This window comes from Acinetobacter brisouioides (genome assembly GCF_004331075.1).
Lineage (GTDB): Bacteria > Pseudomonadota > Gammaproteobacteria > Pseudomonadales > Moraxellaceae > Acinetobacter.
On the sequence record NZ_SJNX01000002.1, the window covers coordinates 388,241 to 408,914 of the forward strand.

14 protein-coding genes and 1 pseudogene are annotated in these 20,674 nt (G+C 41.8%); 7 read left to right on the forward strand and 8 right to left on the reverse strand.

Going from position 1 to position 20,674, the window contains the following annotated elements:
- The first annotated feature begins 14 nt into the window (after window positions 1–14).
- The 5 genes from E0H77_RS04795 to adeC all read left to right on the forward strand — a co-directional run bounded on the left by E0H77_RS04795 (window position 15) and on the right by adeC (window position 8,813).
- A complete protein-coding gene (locus tag E0H77_RS04795) occupies window positions 15–2,054 on the forward strand; it encodes a site-specific recombinase (protein WP_131375425.1) in 2,040 nt (679 codons plus the stop codon).
- 208 nt (window positions 2,055–2,262) lie between these two features.
- Window positions 2,263–2,877, forward strand: coding sequence for a phosphatase PAP2 family protein (locus E0H77_RS04800; protein WP_131375427.1), 615 nt, complete (start codon window positions 2,263–2,265; stop codon window positions 2,875–2,877).
- A 24-nt stretch (window positions 2,878–2,901) separates the two neighbouring features.
- Window positions 2,902–4,167: an efflux RND transporter periplasmic adaptor subunit gene (locus tag E0H77_RS04805; RefSeq protein ID WP_171478311.1), complete on the forward strand. Its 1,266-nt coding sequence runs from the start codon at window positions 2,902–2,904 to the stop codon at window positions 4,165–4,167.
- 12 nt (window positions 4,168–4,179) lie between these two features.
- Window positions 4,180–7,359: an efflux RND transporter permease subunit gene (locus tag E0H77_RS04810; RefSeq protein ID WP_131375429.1), complete on the forward strand. Its 3,180-nt coding sequence runs from the start codon at window positions 4,180–4,182 to the stop codon at window positions 7,357–7,359.
- On the forward strand, window positions 7,359–8,813 hold the full coding sequence (gene adeC / locus E0H77_RS04815; protein ID WP_131375507.1) for an AdeC/AdeK/OprM family multidrug efflux complex outer membrane factor: 1,455 nt from the start codon (window positions 7,359–7,361) through the stop codon (window positions 8,811–8,813). The genes E0H77_RS04810 and adeC overlap by 1 nt, the downstream gene beginning before the upstream one ends.
- Before the next feature lie 39 nt (window positions 8,814–8,852).
- On the opposite strand, the gene E0H77_RS04820 is transcribed toward adeC, so the two are convergent.
- Window positions 8,853–9,656: an SDR family oxidoreductase gene (locus E0H77_RS04820; protein WP_131375431.1), complete on the reverse strand. Its 804-nt coding sequence runs from the start codon at window positions 9,654–9,656 to the stop codon at window positions 8,853–8,855.
- 8 nt (window positions 9,657–9,664) lie between these two features.
- Window positions 9,665–10,357 carry a hypothetical protein gene (locus E0H77_RS04825; protein ID WP_131375433.1) on the reverse strand — a complete coding sequence of 231 codons (693 nt, stop codon included), beginning with the start codon at window positions 10,355–10,357 and terminating at the stop codon, window positions 9,665–9,667.
- A 147-nt stretch (window positions 10,358–10,504) separates the two neighbouring features.
- Here E0H77_RS04825 and E0H77_RS04830 point away from each other — a divergent pair, with 147 nt between their 5' ends.
- Window positions 10,505–13,408, forward strand: a complete 2,904-nt coding sequence (locus E0H77_RS04830; protein WP_131375435.1) for a valine--tRNA ligase — start codon at window positions 10,505–10,507, stop codon at window positions 13,406–13,408.
- 45 nt (window positions 13,409–13,453) lie between these two features.
- Here the strand turns inward: E0H77_RS04830 and E0H77_RS04835 are convergent, their stop codons facing one another.
- From E0H77_RS04835 to E0H77_RS04860, 6 genes and pseudogenes are all read right to left on the reverse strand, one after another.
- Window positions 13,454–14,746 carry a hypothetical protein gene (locus tag E0H77_RS04835; RefSeq protein WP_131375437.1) on the reverse strand — a complete coding sequence of 431 codons (1,293 nt, stop codon included), beginning with the start codon at window positions 14,744–14,746 and terminating at the stop codon, window positions 13,454–13,456.
- 195 nt (window positions 14,747–14,941) lie between these two features.
- A pseudogene (locus E0H77_RS04840) lies at window positions 14,942–15,223 on the reverse strand (endonuclease domain-containing protein); the annotation flags it as partial.
- Window positions 15,224–15,348: 125 nt separating this feature from the next.
- Window positions 15,349–16,371 (reverse strand): coiled-coil domain-containing protein, encoded by a 1,023-nt coding sequence (locus tag E0H77_RS04845; RefSeq protein ID WP_131375441.1) that lies wholly within the window; start codon window positions 16,369–16,371, stop codon window positions 15,349–15,351.
- 191 nt (window positions 16,372–16,562) lie between these two features.
- Window positions 16,563–17,663 carry a diguanylate cyclase gene (locus tag E0H77_RS13810; RefSeq protein WP_228258293.1) on the reverse strand — a complete coding sequence of 367 codons (1,101 nt, stop codon included), beginning with the start codon at window positions 17,661–17,663 and terminating at the stop codon, window positions 16,563–16,565.
- A complete protein-coding gene (locus E0H77_RS14030) occupies window positions 17,660–18,250 on the reverse strand; it encodes a hypothetical protein (RefSeq protein WP_228258294.1) in 591 nt (196 codons plus the stop codon). The genes E0H77_RS13810 and E0H77_RS14030 overlap by 4 nt, the downstream gene beginning before the upstream one ends.
- A 577-nt stretch (window positions 18,251–18,827) precedes the next feature.
- Window positions 18,828–19,187 (reverse strand): YidH family protein, encoded by a 360-nt coding sequence (locus E0H77_RS04860; protein WP_131375443.1) that lies wholly within the window; start codon window positions 19,185–19,187, stop codon window positions 18,828–18,830.
- 276 nt (window positions 19,188–19,463) lie between these two features.
- Between E0H77_RS04860 and E0H77_RS04865 the strand changes: the two genes are divergently transcribed.
- Window positions 19,464–20,651 (forward strand): ammonium transporter, encoded by a 1,188-nt coding sequence (locus tag E0H77_RS04865; RefSeq protein ID WP_131375445.1) that lies wholly within the window; start codon window positions 19,464–19,466, stop codon window positions 20,649–20,651.
- Window positions 20,652–20,674 lie beyond the last annotated feature (23 nt).

Sequence of the window (20,674 nt, forward strand, 5' to 3'; positions counted from 1 at the left end):
TAGACCGTGGTGAGATGACTCAACAATCTATCAGCCAAATTCTGATTTATATACAGCAGCAGCTTGAATATCATTCAACTGCTGTAGATGAACAAATCCTGATTGATCTCGTTCAGCAGCTTCGTCCAGAAAACCCACGCAGTGTAGAAGAAACCAGAAGCAAGTTCGATTGTCTGTTGCAAGCATTACGACAAACACCACATAGTATTGTGAGCTTACAGCAGTATCTTTTATGTCTAATTACCCAATATCAGCAAACAAAACTGTATGCAGACATTGGGATTTTGTCCTTGGATGGTTTCTGGAATCAATTGGGACAGCGTTTTATGTCTCATATTTTGCCTCCGATTAATGACCATACTCAGTTGCAAAACTTGCTGGAAAAAGTCTTCTTTTTACCCACTGACCATTACTGGCTCGAACAAATTGAGCTTGTTGAATGGCGAGCACTATTTCAATTATTTAACCAGAATCAAAATCAGCAACAGCAAAAAACCCTGCTCAAACAAGATGTCATTAAAGCAATTAATGTCTTGAGTTATCGCATCAGTGGAATTGGTTTATTTCCAGAGCTCATTTATGCTGAGCCAAAGCTCACCGAATACGAATCTCCCTTTATCGCACAAAACCGTGAAATTATTGGTTTTATTAATAAGTTCAATAACATATTACTCTCAACTCATCAGGTGAACATAGAGCAGCCTCTGGATGCAGCACAGGCATTTGTGATGATTGAACAATGTCAGACTATTGTCAGTAATATTCGTAAATCCACCAAGCGGATTGGTGTCAGTTTAAACCTAACTTATTTGCTCACTGTTTTAGAACAGAGTCTTGAGCGGTTGGAGTTGTTACTAAAATTATTACAAGAGTCTAAAGAGACTCGTGCCGATGGTATCCATAAACTGATCTGTGATTTGGTCACTGCCAACCACAATGAAAAAAGTGTTGGAGCGTTACTCTCTGCTAACAGCGAATTACTAGCTTTTCAAGTCACTGAAAATGCCAGCAAGACTGGCGAAAATTATGTCAGTACTGACAAACAAGGTTTTTTTAGTATGTACTGGGCAGCCGCAGGTGCAGGTTGCATTATTGCGTTGATGGCAACCCTAAAGATTCTGTTGTCTCGCCTAACACTTGCTCCATTCGCTCATGCATTAAGCTATAGCCTGAACTATGCTTTCGGGTTTGTATTTATTCACATCTTGCATTTCACCGTTGCCACCAAACAACCCGCCATGACTGCTGCGGCATTGGCAGCTACAGTTCAGCATCGTAAGGGCTCACGTACAGCACAGCTTGCAGAGCTGGCCGAGTTGATTGTCAATATTATACGTACACAGTTTATTGCGATTTTAGGCAATATATCGATTGCCCTACCCACTGCAGCACTCATTAGCTTTTTATGGGAAAAGATGACCGATGAGCCTTTACTCAAACATACCAAAGCTGCTGACTTGCTACACAGCCTTGACCCATTTACTTCTCTAGCAATCCCCCACGCAGCAATTGCGGGAGTATGTTTGTTTTTATCGGGCTTAATTGCAGGTTACTTTGATAACATGGCGATTTACCGCAAAATTGGCCCACGTCTAAAAGCACATCAGCGCTTACGCGATTGGCTAGGTGAAGAACGCCTCATTAAATTTGCTGACTATGTCGAACGTAATCTGGGTGCGCTTGCGGGTAATTTCCTATTTGGAATGATGCTCGGCAGTATGGGTACGATTGGTTTTATTCTAGGCTTGCCATTAGATATTCGGCATATTGCTTTTGCTTCTGCCAATCTCATACAAGGTTTAATGTCGATCAATGAACCCCCTGATTTGGGGTTAATTCTCGTGTCTAGTTTTGGCGTCTTACTCATTGGGCTCACGAACCTGTTTGTCAGTTTTTCATTGACCATTCTTGTGGCATTACGTGCTCGACGAGTTCGTTTTGAACAATGGAAACCTCTGGCCAAACTGGTACTTACCCATTTTGTGACCCGACCAAGTGACTTTTTTTGGCCGCCTAAAACAACATCTGAAACTTCCGAACATCCTCAAAAATAATACCCAATACAATGTTATAGTGGCTGAAAATGCATGTATTTATAACGAAACCATGCTGATTTTTTGTTATGTTTGTTTACTTAATGTTAAAAAAAACTTGAAATAAAATTACTATAAATTTTCAGACTTGAAAAAAAGTGTACTGGAAAGTACACTTTACTTTCTTAAAAATACCGTTATTCGGTGACCTCAATTGCAAGGTTTATGCATGCCGTATCTAATGTTTTGTATTGGCTGTGTTTTTTTTATTTTCAGTGTCAGTGTACTGAATTTAATGCACACTCAAATCTTAGATTATCAAATTGTCAGAATATTGAGCCTACATCGAATTGAGTGGTTAGATGTTATTGCAAAAGGCTTATCTGATCTGGGTAGTATGCCTTTTGTATTGATATTTACAACACTTTGGTGTGTTTACTGGTTGCGCATTCGACAGTATGCAATAGTCACAACAATCATTTTAGCAGTGAGTGGGAGCAGTATTATTGGCTGGACTTTAAAGTGGTATTTTGATCGTCCACGCCCTGCCTCTATCTATCATATGGTCAATAGCTATGGCGCATCCTTTCCTAGTGGTCATAGTGTCTCTGCCGCAACACTGGCATGCCTTGCAATGATGATTTACCGACAACATCAACATTTCCGTAGTATCGCACTAATAGCATGTCTCTGGTTCATATTAATGGGAATTTCTCGAATATATCTAGGTGTGCATTACCCAACAGATGTATTGGCAGGTTGGGGCATTGGCTTTTTATGGGCCGCCTTGATTTGGCTTGGATTCATACGAATTCACATGAGTAAAAAACAATTTAATTTTTAGAAAAAATCTAAAAGAGGTGTAAGAATGATGGCAGCTAAGCTTTGGGTTCCAACCCTTACTGCTTGCGCATTGGCAACAAGTATCGCACTTGTTGGTTGTAGCAATGACAAAAAGGATGCGCAGCAAGCTGCCGCTTCCCAGCAAGCACCTATGGTTGAAGTTGGTGTAATTGTTGCTCAACCACAAAATGTGGAAAAAACGGTTGAACTCGCAGGTAGAACATCGCCTTATGAAGTCTCTGAGGTTCGTCCTCAGACAGGTGGTGTCATTTTAAAACGTCTATTTGCTGAAGGTAGCTATGTCAAAGCAGGGCAACCTTTGTATCAAATCGACTCTCGTGCTAACCGTGCTAGTGTTGAAAATGCCCAAGCGAGTTTGTTACAGCAAGAAGCCAATCTAAATAGCTTAACCACCAAAATGAATCGTTATAACCAGTTGGTTGGCATTAATGCTGTCGCCAAGCAGGACTATGATGATTTGGTTGGCCAAGTCAAAGTTGCAAAAGCTCAGGTTGAAGCAGCACGCGCAGCATTAAATTCTGCACAAATCAATTTAGGCTACTCTACAATTCGTGCGCCTATTTCAGGTCAAACTGACCGTTCATCATTTACCGCAGGTGCTTTAGTCACTTCGGGACAAGCCGATGCACTGGTTAAAATTCAACGTCTAGATCCAATTTATGTCGATATTACCCAGTCGAGCAGTGACTTGTTGCGTTTGCGTCAGGAACTGAAAAAAGGCAGCTTAGACAACAGCAATAACGCCAAAGTTAAACTTAAACTCGAAGATGGAAGCACATATGGCAATCAGGGCAACCTTGCCTTTGCCGATGCCAGTGTAGACACCAGCACCGGAAGTATTACCATTCGTGCCGTGTTCTCTAATCCAGATCGCTTGCTCCTTCCTGGTATGTACGTCACCGCTCAAATTGTGGAAGGTGTTGTTCCAAATGCTTATCTTGTGCCACAAATTGCCGTGTCTCGTACACCAGCAGGCCAAGCAACGGTATTTGTTGTCAACGCAAAAGGGATCGTAGAAACCCGCAATGTTCAGACTTCTGCTGCTCAAGGTCAAAACTGGATTGTAACCAGTGGTTTAAAATCAGGCGATAAAGTAATTGCCGATGGTGTTGCTAAAGTGAAAGAAGGTCAACAGGTGAAAACTACACCGTATCAACCTGCCCCTGCTCAAGCAGCAACGCCAACCAATCCTGTTACTCCTGTCGCAAAACCAAATGCATCGGCACCTGCTCAAAGCTCATCTAAACAGCAAGCACAGCAACATGCTTAAGGGGTAGATTGAATGGCTCGCTTTTTTATTCATCGCCCAATTTTTGCATGGGTGATTGCATTGGTGATTATGTTGGCGGGGGTTATTACGCTGACACAAATGCCAATTGCACAATATCCAACAGTTGCCCCACCGAAAATTACAATTTCGGCGATGTATCCAGGGGCATCTGCTGAAACTGTTGAAAACACCGTTACACAGGTCATTGAACAGCAATTAAATGGCTTGGATGGTTTGCGCTATATCAGCTCACAAAGTGCAGCAAATGGCTCAGTGTCAATTGCAGTGAACTTCAAGCAAGGCGTTGACCCGAACATGGCACAGGTTCAGGTGCAAAATAAGTTGCAGACTGCAACAGCATCTTTACCTCAAGCCGTACAGCGTCAAGGCGTGACCGTTAAAAAATCGGGCGCCAGCTTCTTGCAAGTCGTTGCATTCTATTCACCTGATGACAGCTTAAGCGGTGCATACATCAAGGACTATGTGAACTCGCATATTTCTGAACCGCTCAGCCGTGTTGCGGGTGTAGGTGAAGTTCAGGTCTTCGGTGGTCAATATGCGATGCGTATCTGGCTCGATCCTGCCAAGCTGACCAATTATCAGCTCACACCAAGTGATGTAAGTAGCGCGATTCAAGCACAAAACACTCAGGTTTCTGTCGGTCAGCTCGGTGGCTCACCTTCAGTCAATGGTCAGATGATCAATGCGACAGTCAATGCGCAAAGCCTATTACAGACACCAGAGCAGTTTAAAAATATTATTCTGAAAAACACCACATCGGGCGCTCAAGTCCGCTTGGGTGATGTGGCGCGTGTAGAGCTTGGTGCTGAAGACTATCAGTATGATACTAAATATAATGGTAAAGCTGCTGGTGGTGTTGCGATTCGTCTGGCAACAGGTGCAAATGCACTCGATACTGCCAACAACGTACAGGCTGCTCTTGCAAAATTGCGTCCAAACTACCCTGCAGGGATGAAAGATACGATTGCATTTGACAGTACACCATTTATCAAACTGTCAATTGAAAACGTGGTACATACTCTCGTTGAAGCGATCGTACTGGTGTTTATTGTCATGTTCCTGTTCTTACAGAACTGGCGTGCAACTATCATTCCAACGCTTGCAGTTCCTGTGGTGGTATTGGGTACATTTGCAATCATTAACCTGTTCGGCTTCTCCATTAACACCTTAACCATGTTTGCGATGGTACTTGCGATTGGTTTGCTGGTAGATGATGCAATTGTGGTGGTAGAAAATGTCGAACGACTGATGCAGCAAGAGCATCTTGACCCTGTCACGGCCACCGAAAAATCGATGGGACAAATTACAGGGGCATTGATTGGTATTACCAGTGTATTAACTGCCGTGTTTATCCCAATGTCGTTTTTTAGTGGGACAACTGGGGTTATTTATCGACAATTCTCGATTACATTGGTCACTGCGATGGTCTTGTCATTGATTATTGCCTTGACCTTTACGCCTGCTCTTTGTGCCACCATTTTGAAACAGCATGATCCAAATAAAGCACCAAGCAACCATGTTTTTGCGCGTTTCTTTAGAGGATTTAACAACGGTTTCGACAATTTATCACAACGCTATCAAAACGGCGTCAATCGCATGACACACAATAAAGTGCTCTCTACGACATTTTATGTGCTTGTGATTGGGCTTTTAGGCTTCTTGTTTAAATCACTGCCAACAGCGTTCTTACCCGATGAAGACCAAGGTGTCGTCATGGCATTGGTACAATTACCAACCAATGCTTCTTTGGAACGTACAGGCAAAACGCTTGACACTATGACCGATTATTTCATGAATAAAGAAAAATCGAGTGTTACATCAGTGTTTAGTGTGGCAGGCTTCTCGTTCACAGGGGTTGGTCAAAACCAGGGTATTCAGTTCGTCAAACTCAAAGACTGGAGCGAACGTAAAACACCAGAAACCCAAATCGGTGCATTGGTTGGACGCGCAATGGCACTCAATGGCATGATCAAAGATGCTTCTATGATCTTCCCATTACAATTGCCATCAATGCCTGAACTGGGTACAAGTTCTGGTTTTGACTTTATGCTCAAAGATGTAAATGGTCAGGGGCATGCCAAACTGCTTGAAGCACGTAATGCGATTTTGGGCATGGCATCCCAAGACAAACGCTTGATGGCAGTACGTCCAAATGGTATGCAAGATACTTCGCAGTATCAAATTCAGATTGACCAAGCCAAAGCGGGTGCAATGGGTATTAGCCTGTCAGACATTAACAACACCATGAGTATTGCTTGGGGGGGTAGTTATGTAAATGACTTCCTTGATCATGGTCGTATTAAGAAAGTCTATGTCCAAGGTGATGCACCAAATCGCATGATGCCTGAAGACTTAAATAAATGGTACGTTCGCAACACTGCAGGTACAATGGTTCCATTCTCTAGCTTTGCTACTGGCTCTTGGACATATGGTTCACCGCGCTTAGAGCGTTATAATGGTGTATCGTCTATTAACATTCAGGGTGCGCCAGCACCAGGTGTGAGTTCAGGTGAAGCCATCAAAGCCATGCAGGAAATCATGCAGAAATTGCCTGCAATGGGCTTAAAAGGCTTCGACTATGAATGGACAGGTCTATCACTTGAAGAACAAGATTCTGGTAAACAAGGTCCTTACCTATATGCCCTTTCATTAATGATTGTCTTCTTGTGCTTGGCAGCGTTATATGAAAGCTGGTCAGTTCCTTTCTCAGTATTATTGGTTGTACCACTCGGTGTACTCGGTGCATTAGCACTCACCTTTGTTGGCTTGATGATCTTGAAGAATCCAAATCTTGCCAATAACATCTACTTCCAAGTGGCAATTATTGCGGTGATTGGTCTTTCGGCGAAAAACGCGATCCTGATTGTCGAATTTGCAAAAGAACTGCAAGAAAAAGGTGAAGATCTGTTTGAAGCCACCATGCATGCAGCAAAACTGCGGTTACGACCAATTATCATGACCACGTTGGCATTTGGTTTTGGTGTCTTGCCGCTTGCCATTTCAACAGGTGCCGGTGCAGGTAGCCAGCATTCCGTTGGCTATGGTGTATTGGGTGGCGTACTCAGTTCAACATTACTTGGTATTTTCTTCATTCCTGTATTCTTTGTTTGGATTCGTAGTATCTTTAAATACAAACCAAAGAATACCCAAATTCAGGAGCATAAATCGTGATGCAAAAAATATGGTCTCTTACAGGTCGTAGCATTGCCGTCTCCACGCTTGCGCTTGCTTTGGCTGCCTGCCAAAGCATGCGCGGTCCAGAGCCTGTTGCAAAACCCGATATTCCAAATCAGTTTGCATCGCAAAATACTGCTGGATCTTCTGTTGCAGAGCAAGGCTACAAAGATTATTTTTCAGACCCACGTTTGTTAAAAGTCATTGAAATGAGTTTGGACAATAACCGTGATTTGCGTACTGCAGCATTGAATATTCAAAAAGCACAGTTGCAATATCATGTGACTGAACTTGATCAACTGCCCACTGTTGGTACACAAGCCGATTACGCTCGTGCCCAAACAGCCAGCTCCAATTGGAAACCATATTCGGTCTATCAGGTTTCTCTTGGGGTAACGTCTTATGAATTAGACTTCTGGGGGCGTGTGCGCAGTCTAAAAGATGCAGCACTCGATAGTTATCTGTCGACGCGTGCAGCGAAAGACTCAACTCAAATTAGCTTAATTAGTCAGGTGGCTGAGGCGTGGGTGAGTTATTCTTATGCCAATGCCAACTTACATCTGGCACAGCAAACGCTTAAAGCACAGCAAGAGTCGTATAACCTCAACAAAAAACGCTTTGATGTCGGTATCGACAGTGAAGTGCCACTGCGCCAATCTCAAATTTCTGTAGAAACTGCACGTAGTGACGTTGCGAATTATAAGACTCAGCTTGAACAAGCCAAAAACTTGCTTGATCTTTTAGTCGGTAAACCTGTTCCAACAGAGTTACTACCAACCGACACCTTGAAACAGATTACCTCACAAAAAGTGTTGGCAGCGGGCTTGCCAAGTGACTTACTGAACAACCGTCCAGATATTGTGTCGGCTGAATATCAATTAAGTTCGGCGGGTGCCAATATTGGTGCAGCGAAAGCAGCTATGTTCCCAACTATTAGCTTAACTGCAAATGCAGGTTTCGCGAGTTATCAGTTGAGCGACCTGTTTAAATCGGGTTCAGCCGTTTGGCAATTTGCACCGTCGATCAATCTACCAATTTTTGACTGGGGAACTCGTAAAACTAACGTCAAGATTTCAAAAGTCGATCAACAACTGTATTTGACTGCTTATGAAAAAGCCATTCAAACGGCTTTCCGTGAAGTGAATGATGTGTTAGCAACCCGTGCCCACATTAATGAACGTTTGGCAGCACAACGTAGTTTGGTACAGGCAACCAACAAAAACTATCAACTCTCAACGGCCCGTTTCCGTGCAGGGATTGATAATTACTTGACGGTTTTGGATGCACAGCGCTCAAACTACTCTGCAGCACAGGGCTTACTAGCTCTTGAAAAAACCAATCTGAACAACCAGATTGAATTGTATAAAACCTTAGGTGGTGGTGTGAAAGCCAACACTTCAGACAAAGTACAATACCCTGCTTCAAGCGCAGAACGTAATCAGAAAAAATAAGTCAGACAAAAAAAAAGCCCACTTCGGTGGGCTTTTTTATTACTTCACTTCAGCTTTACGAATCTGTTTATACAAAATGGATGGTGACAAACGTGACAGCATTACACCCAGTTTTTCTTTTCTACCACCAATCACAATATATTCCTGATTTTGCAACAAGGCCTTGACTGTCTGCTGAGCAAATTCATCTGCATCTAAACCTTGCTCAATGGCTTGATCCTGAAAACCTTGCGCTTCACCATTGCCTGTTAATGCATTTAACGACACATTGGTTTTGACAAATCCAGGAAATACCACAGCAACGCCAATTCCCTGTGCGGAAACTTCGGCACGCAAACTGTTTGCCCACATATGAATCGCAGCTTTGGCAGCCGAATAGGTGGCACGATATTGAGTTCCAATCAGCCCTGCTACACTCGACATAAACACCACCCGACCCGACTTTTGCTTGAGCAACGTCGGTAAAACGGTTTTGGTCATGGCAACTTGGGCAAAATAATCCACTTCCATAATTTTGCGCTCAGTCTCCATGGAAGTCTCTTGAATTAAAGCGCGCTGACTTAGACCTGCATTGTTAATGAGCCAGTCGATTCTGCCTTTTTCTGCCAAAACTTGCTGTAACGCATGTTCAACCTGTGCGGCATTGGTAATATCAAGCGCAATACAAATATGTTTCTCTTGGTTTGCCAACAAAGCTTTGACCCGCTGCAACTCACTGTCACGACGTGCCGATAAAACCACCTGCGCTCCCAACTCTGCAAATGTAATCGCAAGCGCTTGCCCAATTCCCGAAGATGCCCCTGTAATCCAAACCACCTGATCTTGCAAATTTTGTGTTTTCATAAACTGCCTTATTGTGTATGTCCATCACGAATCAAAAATTTCAGGAAATGATCGATATAATAGGGCGCAACGTGTAGATCAACTTCCTTGCCTAAACCCTGTAACCGCTTATAACCCATATGTGTGGTCATCTGTATGACCCCATTTAAAGTTTTATCCACCACAAAATTAAAATCCAGCATGGCTTTGGGTGTGCGGATTAGGTGCGTTATCCCTTGATCAATAATATCGGTGAGCGCATGGAATGCAGGGCTAATCTGACTGGCCTCACCTGCCTGAACCTGTTGAACCAGTTTTAAACTATGCTCGACCAATGCTTCACTCACAGGATAACGTAAAAACACCTGTTCCTGTTGCAGGGTAATCAGCTCAGCAAAGTAATTCACAATACGTGCCAAGCGTGCATTACTCAGCAAAGCCACTGACCATGGCAAATATTTTTGCAGGGCATCTAAAACGTGCTGCACGACTTTTTCCGATTCCTGTGCAATTTGATGCCCTTCGGGAAGTTGTACACGCTGCTTTTGCTGAACCAATAAATCCACAAACACTTGCTGAATAATTTGTACCGCAACATCGGCAAGCAGTTGCCCCAACTCATGTGCCAGTTTTTGTTTTGTTGCGGCATTAAGTTTCTGTTGTAATGCCAAAAATTGTGCATAACTTTGCGGGTTGACCTGCAAACTGACCACATACCCCATAAAAAATCCTGCTTCAAGCATCCAATTTATCGCTTAACTGAATATTGTCGCATGATATGCCACAGATTGCCGACGCTTTGTAGCTTAATCTTGTGGATTTTTTTGCTACAATGGAGCCAATTTTTTTGCACTTTTGATCTGTTAACTATGACTGACGCAACTGCGAATTCCGCTCAGAATATTGCTACAACCTACGATCCTACCGAGATCGAAAAAAAATGGTATCAAACCTGGGAAGAGAAAGGCTATTTTAAGCCATCTGGTCAGGGTGACTCGTTTTGTATCGTGATTCCACCACCAAACGTCACAGGTAACCTGCACATGGGGCATGGTTTTAACAATGCCATTATGGATGCCCTCACCCGCTACAACCGTATGATGGGTAAAAACACTTTGTGGCAACCAGGAACTGACCATGCAGGTATTGCCACACAAATGGTGGTTGAACGTCAACTTGCGGCACAAAACATTAGCCGTCATGACTTAGGTCGTGAACAGTTCATCGACAAAGTCTGGGAATGGAAAGAACAATCTGGCGGTAACATTACCCGTCAAATTCGTCGTTTGGGTTCTTCTGTTGACTGGTCACGTGAACGCTTCACCATGGATGAAGGATTGTCTAACGCAGTTAAAGAAGTTTTTGTTCAGTTACACGAACAAGGTCTGATTTACCGTGGCAAACGTTTGGTGAACTGGGATCCAAAACTTCAAACGGCACTGTCTGACCTTGAAGTTGAAAATCACGAAGAAAAAGGCTCATTGTGGCACTTCAAATACTTCTTTGAAGACAAAAACCTCAAAACCAAAGACGGTTTAGATTACTTGGTGGTTGCAACAACACGTCCAGAAACTTTACTGGGCGATACAGCCGTTGCGGTTCACCCTGAAGATGAACGCTATGCGCACCTGATTGGCAAAAACATCATCCTGCCAATTACAGATCGTTTAGTGCCTGTCGTTGCTGACGAATACGTTGAAAAAGACTTCGGTACAGGCTGTGTAAAAATCACGCCTGCCCATGACTTCAACGACTATGAAGTGGGTAAACGCTGCAACTTGCCAATCATCAACATTTTCAACAAAAATGCAGAAGTGTTAGCTGAGTTTGAATACATTGCCAAAGCAGGCGAACAGATTTCGCAAACCATCGCTGCCCCTGCCGACTATGTGGGCTTGGAGCGTTTTGCTGCACGTAAACAATTGGTTGCGCAAGCAGAAGCGGAAGGCTGGTTAGACCAAATCCAGCCGTATGACTTGAAAGCACCACGCGGTGACCGTTCAGGCGTGATCGTTGAGCCATTATTGACCGATCAATGGTACGTAAAAATTGCACCGTTGGCTGAGCCCGCAATTGAAGCGGTGAAAGATGGTCGCATCAAATTTGTGCCAGAACAGTACACCAACATGTACATGGCGTGGATGAACAACATTCAAGACTGGTGTATTTCACGTCAGTTATGGTGGGGTCACCGTATTCCTGCTTGGTACGATGCCGAAGGCAATGTTTATGTGGGTCGTGACGAAAAAGAAGTTCGCGCGAAACATAACCTTGCGGATAGCGTGAGTCTGCAACAAGATGAAGACGTCCTTGATACATGGTTCTCGTCAGGTCTATGGACATTCTCGACTTTAGGCTGGACTGGCGACGCGGCAAAAGACGCTGCCAATGACATTCTCAAAACTTTCCATCCGACCGATGTGTTGGTGACTGGTTTTGACATCATTTTCTTCTGGGTTGCCCGTATGATCATGATGACCATGCACTTCATGAAAAATGAAGATGGCACACCACAAGTTCCGTTCAAAACTGTGTATGTACATGGTTTGGTGCGTGATGGTGAAGGTCAGAAAATGTCGAAGTCTAAGGGTAACGTCCTTGACCCACTCGACTTGATTGACGGTGTAGACCTTGAAACCCTCGTTGAAAAACGTACCACAGGTTTGATGAATCCGAAACAAGCAGCGAAGATTGAAAAATCGACCCGTAAAGAGTTCCCAGAAGGCATTCAGGCTTATGGTACTGACGCAGTACGTTTTACGTTCTGTGCGCTTGCCAACACAGGTCGTGACATTAAGTTCGACATGAAGCGTGTTGAAGGTTATCGTAACTTCTGTAACAAAATCTGGAATGCGACCCGTTTTGTATTAATGAATGTCGAAGGTCAAACTGTAGGTCAAACTGCACGCCCTGATCTTTGGGAATTGCCTGAGCAATGGATCATCAGCCGTTTACAAAAAGCGGAACAAGCGGTTCAGCAAGCATTTGCAACCTATCGTTTAGACTTGGCTGCGCAAGCAATTTACGACTTTATCTGGAATGAATATTGCGACTGGTATGTGGAACTCACCAAGCCAGTATTGAACGCTGCTGAAGTTTCTGAAGAGCGTAAAGCGGAAGTTCGTCGTGTGTTATTGGCGGTGATGGAAGCATCTTTACGTTTGGCGCATCCAATTATGCCGTACTTGACTGAAGAAATTTGGCAAACCCTTGCACCGATGTTAGGTATTCAAGGCGAAACCATTATGACTGCGGCATACCCTGTACCTGCTCAAGAGAAAATCAATGACCAAGCTGAAGCAGACATGCAATGGTTGCAAGGTTTGATTGGTGCGGTGCGTAACATTCGTGGTGAAATGGGCTTAGGTAATGCACGTTTATTGCCTGTGCTGCTGCAAAACACCACAGATGCCGAAAAAGCACAGATCACCCGTATTGAAGCGTTGTTTAAAGCATTGGCAAAAGTTGAAAGCATTACCTTCCTTGCTGATGCTGAGCAACCACCATTGTCATCTTCAAGTGTTGTAGGTCACGTGTCTGTATTTGTACCGATGAAAGGCTTGATCGACCCGAAAGCGGAATTGGGTCGCCTTCAAAAAGACTTGGACAAAGTGCAAAAGCAGCATGACCAGATTGCCACTAAACTTGGTAATGAAGGTTTTGTGGCGAAAGCACCTGCGGCTGTGGTTGAGGGTGAAAAAGCGAAATTGGCTGAGTTTGCTGACCAGTTAGCGAAGATTAAGGCGAATATGGATCAGATTGCAGCGCTTTGATGCTGTAGTTTGATATAAAAATCCCCTCGAAATGAGGGGATTTTTTTATTTCACTCTTTGATTAATTCTTTCAAAAGGAGAATCATGGAATACGTTATTCAATGTCATATAATCTTTTTCAAAAATATTAAGAAGATCTGTAACCTTAGATTCAGGAAAAGAGATTCTTACTAAATGTGAACTGCTCACACTAACATCAAACTCATCATATTTTTCTGCAAGCCTTGGAGTAGATAGTCTTTTTGTCGTTTCTCTATCTAAAGGATTTTCATTATTTTGTATTAGTTCATCTAAATGTTCCGCATCAAGCTGGAAAGAAAAAGATAATAGTTGATCTAAACTCTGATTATTTTTTTCAATCATTGCGTGAACTATTTCATCAGTTAAACAGTTTGAACCAATATTTCTATTCTTTTCTAATACCTCATTCCGTACCCAATACTGTAAAACCATAGATATATGTTGTGAAAGCGTACTATACATAATTGTGACAGGAAGGTTATAGTCAGCTTGATGCGTATTGAATCCATTTATTTTTCTAGAACTTGATACTTTTGTATAAAATGTTCCTGCACCATAAATATCTTTTGCCCACTCATATTTTTCATTAAGTTTAGACATTATCTGAGGATAAACTGTACTCCAAATACCGCTAACAGCAGGTCCTTGATCCTCAGTATAAAGTTTTTTTACTTTTATTAAAGTACATTGTTGCATAGCAATGTAATGATCAAGAACCCTTTTAAATTCAGGTTTAATTTTCTCACCATTTTCATCAACAATTAGAATTAGATAGAAGTTATTAAGATGATTTTCCTTAAAGTGTTCAATAATCTCGCAAATAGCTTGCCCTGAAACTACAGTATCAATAAAAATAAATTTATCATTAGGCAAATTATAATGAAGTGAATGATACCATTCTTCATGAGCAACTTTTTCAACTAAAAATCTGTAAAATTTCAAATAAATGCTATCTTTTTTAGCATCAATTAAATCTTTAAGTACTTTTACCCAAAAACCTCTTATAGATTTAGAATTAAATTCATCGAAAGGATCTGCCGAGAAAGGTAATACACAGTAGTTACCCAAACAATCCTTTAAACTTTCCATTTTAAAAGCAAATCTTTCATCTCTATTTTCAAATGTTTGTAATTTTAAATAATTTAATGAAGATGCATTTCTTAAAAATGGCATAGCTCCACGACTTGGAATTACAATACTATTATATTCACCATCAAGAGATTTTAGATAATCATATAAATCCATTGAAGCTTTAGCATAACTATAAACATTCTCTTTATTAAAAAAATCTTTCCAAGTGTTATTTAATTCAGGCATTATAACTCCTTTAAGTTTTTTGATTCACTTATAAAATAGATGTAATTATAATTTTTTAGTAAAAAAATATACATCGGAACATAAACCCTATCCTATTTTAAGAAAGGGTTAGAGAGAAAGACTTTTCCGTTCAAAGCATATATTCCACAAATCCATCAAAACTGCTTCTGTATTTCCCAGTACATCATTATTCTAATACCTCACCACTTTTAAGCCCAAAACCTCTAAAAATTTGGTTCGCTCAGCATCATAAGCTCGACCATCTTCGGTATTGTGCTGACCGCCATCTAGCTCAATCACTAAACCCAACTCATGACAGTAAAAATCCACAATATATGGAGCAATCACATGCTGTCTGCGAAATTTAAAATTTATAAATCGTTTAGCGCGAAGTAGTTGCCAGATTAAGTGTTCTGCATCTGTGGCATTGCTTCGCATGGTTTTGGCGAATTCTAATAATTGTGGATTTAGTTTCATTTTTTATTTTCCATTTTAATTTCCCTCTCCTTCTAGGAGAGGGCTAGGGAGAGGTATTCTAAAATAATTTTTCTTGAACTCTACCCTCACCCCGACCCTCTCCCATAGGGAGAGGGAGAAAAGCATTAAAGCGCTCCTTGCTCCATCAACATCCCCAATCCACTCACCTTTTTCATATGCTTTAAACGCTCCATTTCCCACTTCAACTGCTGCTTTAACGTCGCACAGTCGGCATCTATGGCTTTATAGACATCGCCAATATGCACATGTTCAGCTTTGACTTTATTACCCAACTGGAAAGAATCCAAAATGTCACTCATTTGGCTTTCAAGCTGCTGACTTTGTGCATCCAATGCTAGTTGATAAAACTTCACTTGCTCGGCAGTTAATTCTTTCGAAGTCAGCCCCTTGTTCTGTTCAAGCTGTAACTGCATTTTCAGTAAATAAAACAAATCCTGCTGTTCATATGCCTGATTCGCCTGTTGGAACAACTCAGTTTTTTCTTCTTTTTTAGTTTCATCTTGCTCACGGTCTGGGTGAATCATCGCAGCGATTTTTAAATACACCGTTTTCAGCGACTGGGCTGCCATTTGCTCAGCTTGCTCACGTTTTTGTTGCAGTCGTTGCTGTTTGGCTTGTTCTCGTGCCTGTTGTTGCTCTGCGGCATATTGTTCAAAGTCTTGCTCTATCTCAAACTCATCTTGCTGAGGAGTTTCCTGATACTCGGCACTCACATTTTGCGACTTTTTAGTTTTTTTAGTGGTCGATTGCGCTGCAACTTGCTGATAAAAATTAATAATTTCAGAGACCTGAGTTTGTTGATCAGCAGACAGTGATTTCGAATGTTTTAAGACTTTGGCAAGGCTGGCAATTTTTTCATCGAGTTGTTGTATCTCTGCTTTGGAAAATTCGTGGCTGTGTAGCATGTTCCAAAGCTGCTGCATTTGCTGAAACAGCACAGTATGCAGTTCGGCATAGACAGGCAAGAGCTTTTGTCGCGTGTGCTGTTGAATCTCGGCTTGAGCATTTTTCCAACTAGCAAGGCTGATTTTTTGCTGTTCGATTTTGTCGATCAGGCGATTGAGCTTTTTTTGCTGTGGAGGAAGTTCAGCTTTTTTCTGTACGCTTATCTTTAAATCAGAAGTCATCGCCTATCAAACTTGCAAAAGAAGCACTATAACAAGGTTAGCAATCTGGTGCAGCAAGGTTAAACATCTTGAGTTACAAATGTGATCTAACTCAATTACTTAACCTCTGCCACCGCAAATATGCTTCATCTATGTGATACGCAGTTTTCGGTTCATCAAAAGTAGCTCAAGCCCTCGATTCCGAGTACAAACTATCCAGTGATTGCAGTTGATGTTGCAGACACCACCCGATTCCGTCCCTGCTCTTTGGCTATATATAAACACTTATCTGCACGGCGAATGGTGTCATTCACTTCTGCATCCTGTTGTGTGGCAATACTTACGCCGATACTCGCAGTAATTGGGTGATTTTCAATGATGGTCTCTTGAGCGATGGTCTGACGAATTTTTTCAGCAACTAATACAGCTTGATCTAAAGCGGTTGCAGGTAACAAAACAACAAATTCTTCGCCACCAAAGCGTGCCACAAAGTCAGTGGTTCTTATTGCACTTGGTAAAAGCTCAGCAACGCATTGCAAAACGTGATCACCGACTTCATGCCCATAGGTATCATTCACTTTTTTGAAAAAATCAATATCCATCAACAACACAGCATAAACTTGATGGGTACGTGACATCTGTTCAAACAGATACTCAATATAATTATTAAAAGCACGGCGATTATGCAGCCCTGTCAGGGCATCATAACGTGCCAGTTTAATTAACTCGTTGTTTGCAATTTCAAGCTCTTGCGTGCGCTCTTGCACCTTTTGTTCCAGCGTAAGATTGGCATCCTGAAGTTGATGCTTTTGCGTTAATAATGTTTCCGTCATGCTTTCCAACGATTGCGATAGCCATTTAATTTCACGAATCGTGGTTTTGGTTTCAAAATTCAGGTTCTCCTGACCCTGTTCAACAGCATGAGCCGTTCGAGCCAAGATTTCGATCGGATAACTAAATTTATTGGCAAGCTTATAAGTAATCACAAGTAATAGCAAAGACAGCACAAAACCAATCAGCATAATTTGATGTTGTAAGGATCTGACATCAGCCAATGCAATTGTAACAGGCTGCCTGATAATGACATGCCAGCCCAGACTCATCTGGGTTTTAGACAACACAGGTACATCTGTGGTCAAATATTCTTGATCTCCATGCCAGTGATCTAAAAAATAGGTTGATTGTGGATGAGTCAAAGTAGGTGGCTTAACCTGTCCAATACTTTTAAACGGATAGAGAATTTCGCCATGCTGATTCACAATAAACACTTCAATGCCTTTTTCAGCAGCATCTTGCGAGAGTGAACTATTCAAGACAGACTTGCCCAGCTCCAGTCCGCATGTGCCGCAAGCACACCTTTAACTTTATGCGTAACGGGATTATAAATAGGCGTGGCAAAGTCAATAAAACGCATCGGCTCATTGGGGTTAATGGCTTTGATCTTTTTAGCCAGCAATACGGCTTTATGTACATCACCTAAATACACCTGATTTAAACCATTGATAAACCAAGGACGCTCCGTAACATCTGCCCCTTGTAACAATTGATTCGCAGCAACTTCAACCTGACCCGAAGGATTGGCGATGCCAAGCCAAGCATAATACCGATAAGATTTTTTAACCTGATCTAATTGCTGTTGTACCCGCGGGTTATGAAAATCGGCTTCCGCAACAAATGGCGACTGACTTAAGAGCACCATCTCACGTTCACGTTCAGTCAAGGAGTTGGCAAGTGTATTACTGATACTCTTTGCAGAAATATATAAAGCCTGGCCCTTTGCCTTTTCCATTTGCTCTGAGGCAATTTCACCAATATATAAGGTAATACATAAACCCAAAGTAAAAGACAAACCTGTAAATAAAACCAGCAGGCGATTCCGAAAGGAATCCATTTGAAACATTATGATTACTCCCTTATAACAAGCTATTGTTTTAATTTATATTATCTCTGTTATACATCATGTGTCGTCTACATACATAGCATTAAAATACCAGATCACAAGACAGGTATATTTGAGAGATAAAAAACAGCCAGATAAAGCAACTTTTGTACCCGTCACTCAGCGAATGCTCCAATCATACAAACACACTCGAAGTTGAACATGTACTAAATTCAGGTATCCAAGCATTGTTCACTACGTGGGTAAAACCAAAGCTCTACCTTTTCGGTCTGAAGAAAAAACCATTATTCTCTTATATTTTAATCCTTTATCAGGTTTCATTTGAGTCAGTGATGTAGTTGAATCCAAAACGGATTGGATACATCCAAACCATCACTTTCTCCCGTATAAAAGCAATAAAACATATAAAATAAGATATTTAAACTTAAATATTTTTCAATAAGCCCAATCAAGCAAAATTGATTCTTTATTTTCTAATTTCTGCCATTGATCAATTCCTTAACCCATCAAATCAGTATAGGCAACGTCAACACAGGACATGATCTCTGGAAGTTCAATTCAACATACCCAGCAATCGCTAAATGAAAAAAATGACAAACAGCATCGCTGCGCATAAAATGTTAATCAAGCCTAACATTACGGGTAAGTCTGTTCGATAGCCAACAATCATTTCAGATGGGTTTAATGACTTCAAGGCAACTTTATATTGTCGTATTGAACAAAGGCTGATCCCTACTGCCAAGAGGACAATAAATACAGAAAACCATTTGCTTAATGCGACTTTAGGCGAGTTTTGGGTCGATTCAAGGACATGTATAAGCAAACTTGAACGCTCCAATAAAAAACCAAACGCAATCAACCCCAAACTGCTTCTGTTCCAAGCTAGTAAGGTACGTTCTAAAGCTAAAAGCACGCGTGGATCTTTTAAATCAGACATTTTATACTTTGTTATACCTATAGTTATGACTTATTTCACTTTATTCATTTCTAATATTATTGTAAAGCACAACACGCCTTTTAGCTGATCACCCTCAATAAAGCACTATTTTTGTGCTTTTTTTCTGTTTTAGTGCAAAAACTGCTTTATATCGAGTCTTAGGCTCTTTTGCATTGTTATCATTAGAATTTCCATCCAATCACTTCTATATTGGTGCAACAGGCATCGCTATACTTGTGCATATTTCCAAATTAGCACTATTTTTAAGCGATCATGATGCAAAATTTCGATATTTTATTTTTATTGCTCGGTGCAGTTCTGGTGCTTGCCATGCACGCTGGCTTTGCATTTCTAGAATTGGGTACGGTTCGACATAAAAATCAGGTCAATGCACTAAGTAAAATCTTGTCTGATTTTGCTATCTCTGCAATTGCTTATTTTTTCGTCGGGTACTATATCGCCTATGGTCAACACTTTTTCCATTCCGGTAGCGTACTTGCGGAGCAGCATGGTTATAACCTGATGCGCTGTTTCTTTCTGCTGACATTTGCCGCCGCCATTCCAGCTATTATTTCGGGTGGGATTGCAGAGCGCGCCAAAATGCGCACACAGGCAATCGCCACATTATTATTAGTTGGCTTAGTCTATCCATTTTTCGAAGGAATGATCTGGAACGGCAATTTAGGCTTACAAAACTGGCTACAACATACTTTTGGTGCGAGTTTTCATGACTTTGCAGGCTCAGTCGTTGTTCACGCCATGGGTGGCTGGATTGCTTTAGCTGCTGTAATTTTACTGGGCGCACGTTATGGACGCTACCGTAAAGATGGTGCAATTGCAGCTCACCCACCTTCTTCAATTCCATTTTTAGCACTCGGTTCATGGGTTTTAATGGTCGGCTGGTTTGGCTTTAACGTCATGAGCGCTCAGCGTTTAGATGCCATTTCAGGATTGGTTGCCATCAATTCACTCATGGCAATGGTCGGTGGCACAATTACCGCTAACTATATGGGTAAAAATGACCCGGGCTTCTTGCATAATGGTCCATTAGCAGGATTAGTCGCTATTTGCGCTGGTTCAGACATCGTGCATCCCGTCGGAGCACTACTGATTGGCGGGATTGCAGGAATTGTCTTTGTCCAGCTATTTACCTATACCCAGAACAAGCTCAAAGTCGATGATGTCCTCGGTGTTTGGCCAATGCATGGTGTTTGTGGTGCGCTTGGAGGCATTGCTGCAGGTATTTTTGGGCAAACGGCTCTTGGCGGGTTAGGCGGTGTGTCTTTTATTGCGCAGTTGATTGGTACTCTGCTGGCGATTGTGATTGCACTGGCAGGCGGTTTTGGCGTCTATGGTTTACTTAAAGTCACGATGGGAATCCGTTTAACCCAAGAAGATGAATACCGCGGCGCAGATTTGTCCATTCATAAAATTTCAGCAAATGCTGAAGAAAGTAAATTCTAAGTCTTTGACAGGGTGAACTTATT

What these genes read in the sequence shown, in the direction of transcription:
- E0H77_RS04805 (WP_171478311.1), top strand. Translation starts at nt 2,902, where the DNA reads ATGATGGCAGCTAAGCTTTGGGTTCCAACCCTTACTGCTTGCGCATTG.
- adeC (WP_131375507.1), top strand. Translation starts at nt 7,359, where the DNA reads ATGCAAAAAATATGGTCTCTTACAGGTCGTAGCATTGCCGTCTCCACG.
- E0H77_RS04825 (WP_131375433.1), bottom strand. Translation starts at nt 10,357, where the DNA reads ATGGGGTATGTGGTCAGTTTGCAGGTCAACCCGCAAAGTTATGCACAA.
- E0H77_RS04820 (WP_131375431.1), bottom strand. Translation starts at nt 9,656, where the DNA reads ATGAAAACACAAAATTTGCAAGATCAGGTGGTTTGGATTACAGGGGCA.
- E0H77_RS04810 (WP_131375429.1), top strand. Translation starts at nt 4,180, where the DNA reads ATGGCTCGCTTTTTTATTCATCGCCCAATTTTTGCATGGGTGATTGCA.
- E0H77_RS04845 (WP_131375441.1), bottom strand. Translation starts at nt 16,371, where the DNA reads ATGACTTCTGATTTAAAGATAAGCGTACAGAAAAAAGCTGAACTTCCT.
- E0H77_RS04795 (WP_131375425.1), top strand. Translation starts at nt 15, where the DNA reads ATGACTCAACAATCTATCAGCCAAATTCTGATTTATATACAGCAGCAG.
- E0H77_RS04865 (WP_131375445.1), top strand. Translation starts at nt 19,464, where the DNA reads ATGCAAAATTTCGATATTTTATTTTTATTGCTCGGTGCAGTTCTGGTG.
- E0H77_RS04835 (WP_131375437.1), bottom strand. Translation starts at nt 14,746, where the DNA reads ATGCCTGAATTAAATAACACTTGGAAAGATTTTTTTAATAAAGAGAAT.
- E0H77_RS14030 (WP_228258294.1), bottom strand. Translation starts at nt 18,250, where the DNA reads ATGTTTCAAATGGATTCCTTTCGGAATCGCCTGCTGGTTTTATTTACA.
- E0H77_RS04800 (WP_131375427.1), top strand. Translation starts at nt 2,263, where the DNA reads ATGCCGTATCTAATGTTTTGTATTGGCTGTGTTTTTTTTATTTTCAGT.
- E0H77_RS04860 (WP_131375443.1), bottom strand. Translation starts at nt 19,187, where the DNA reads ATGTCTGATTTAAAAGATCCACGCGTGCTTTTAGCTTTAGAACGTACC.
- E0H77_RS04830 (WP_131375435.1), top strand. Translation starts at nt 10,505, where the DNA reads ATGACTGACGCAACTGCGAATTCCGCTCAGAATATTGCTACAACCTAC.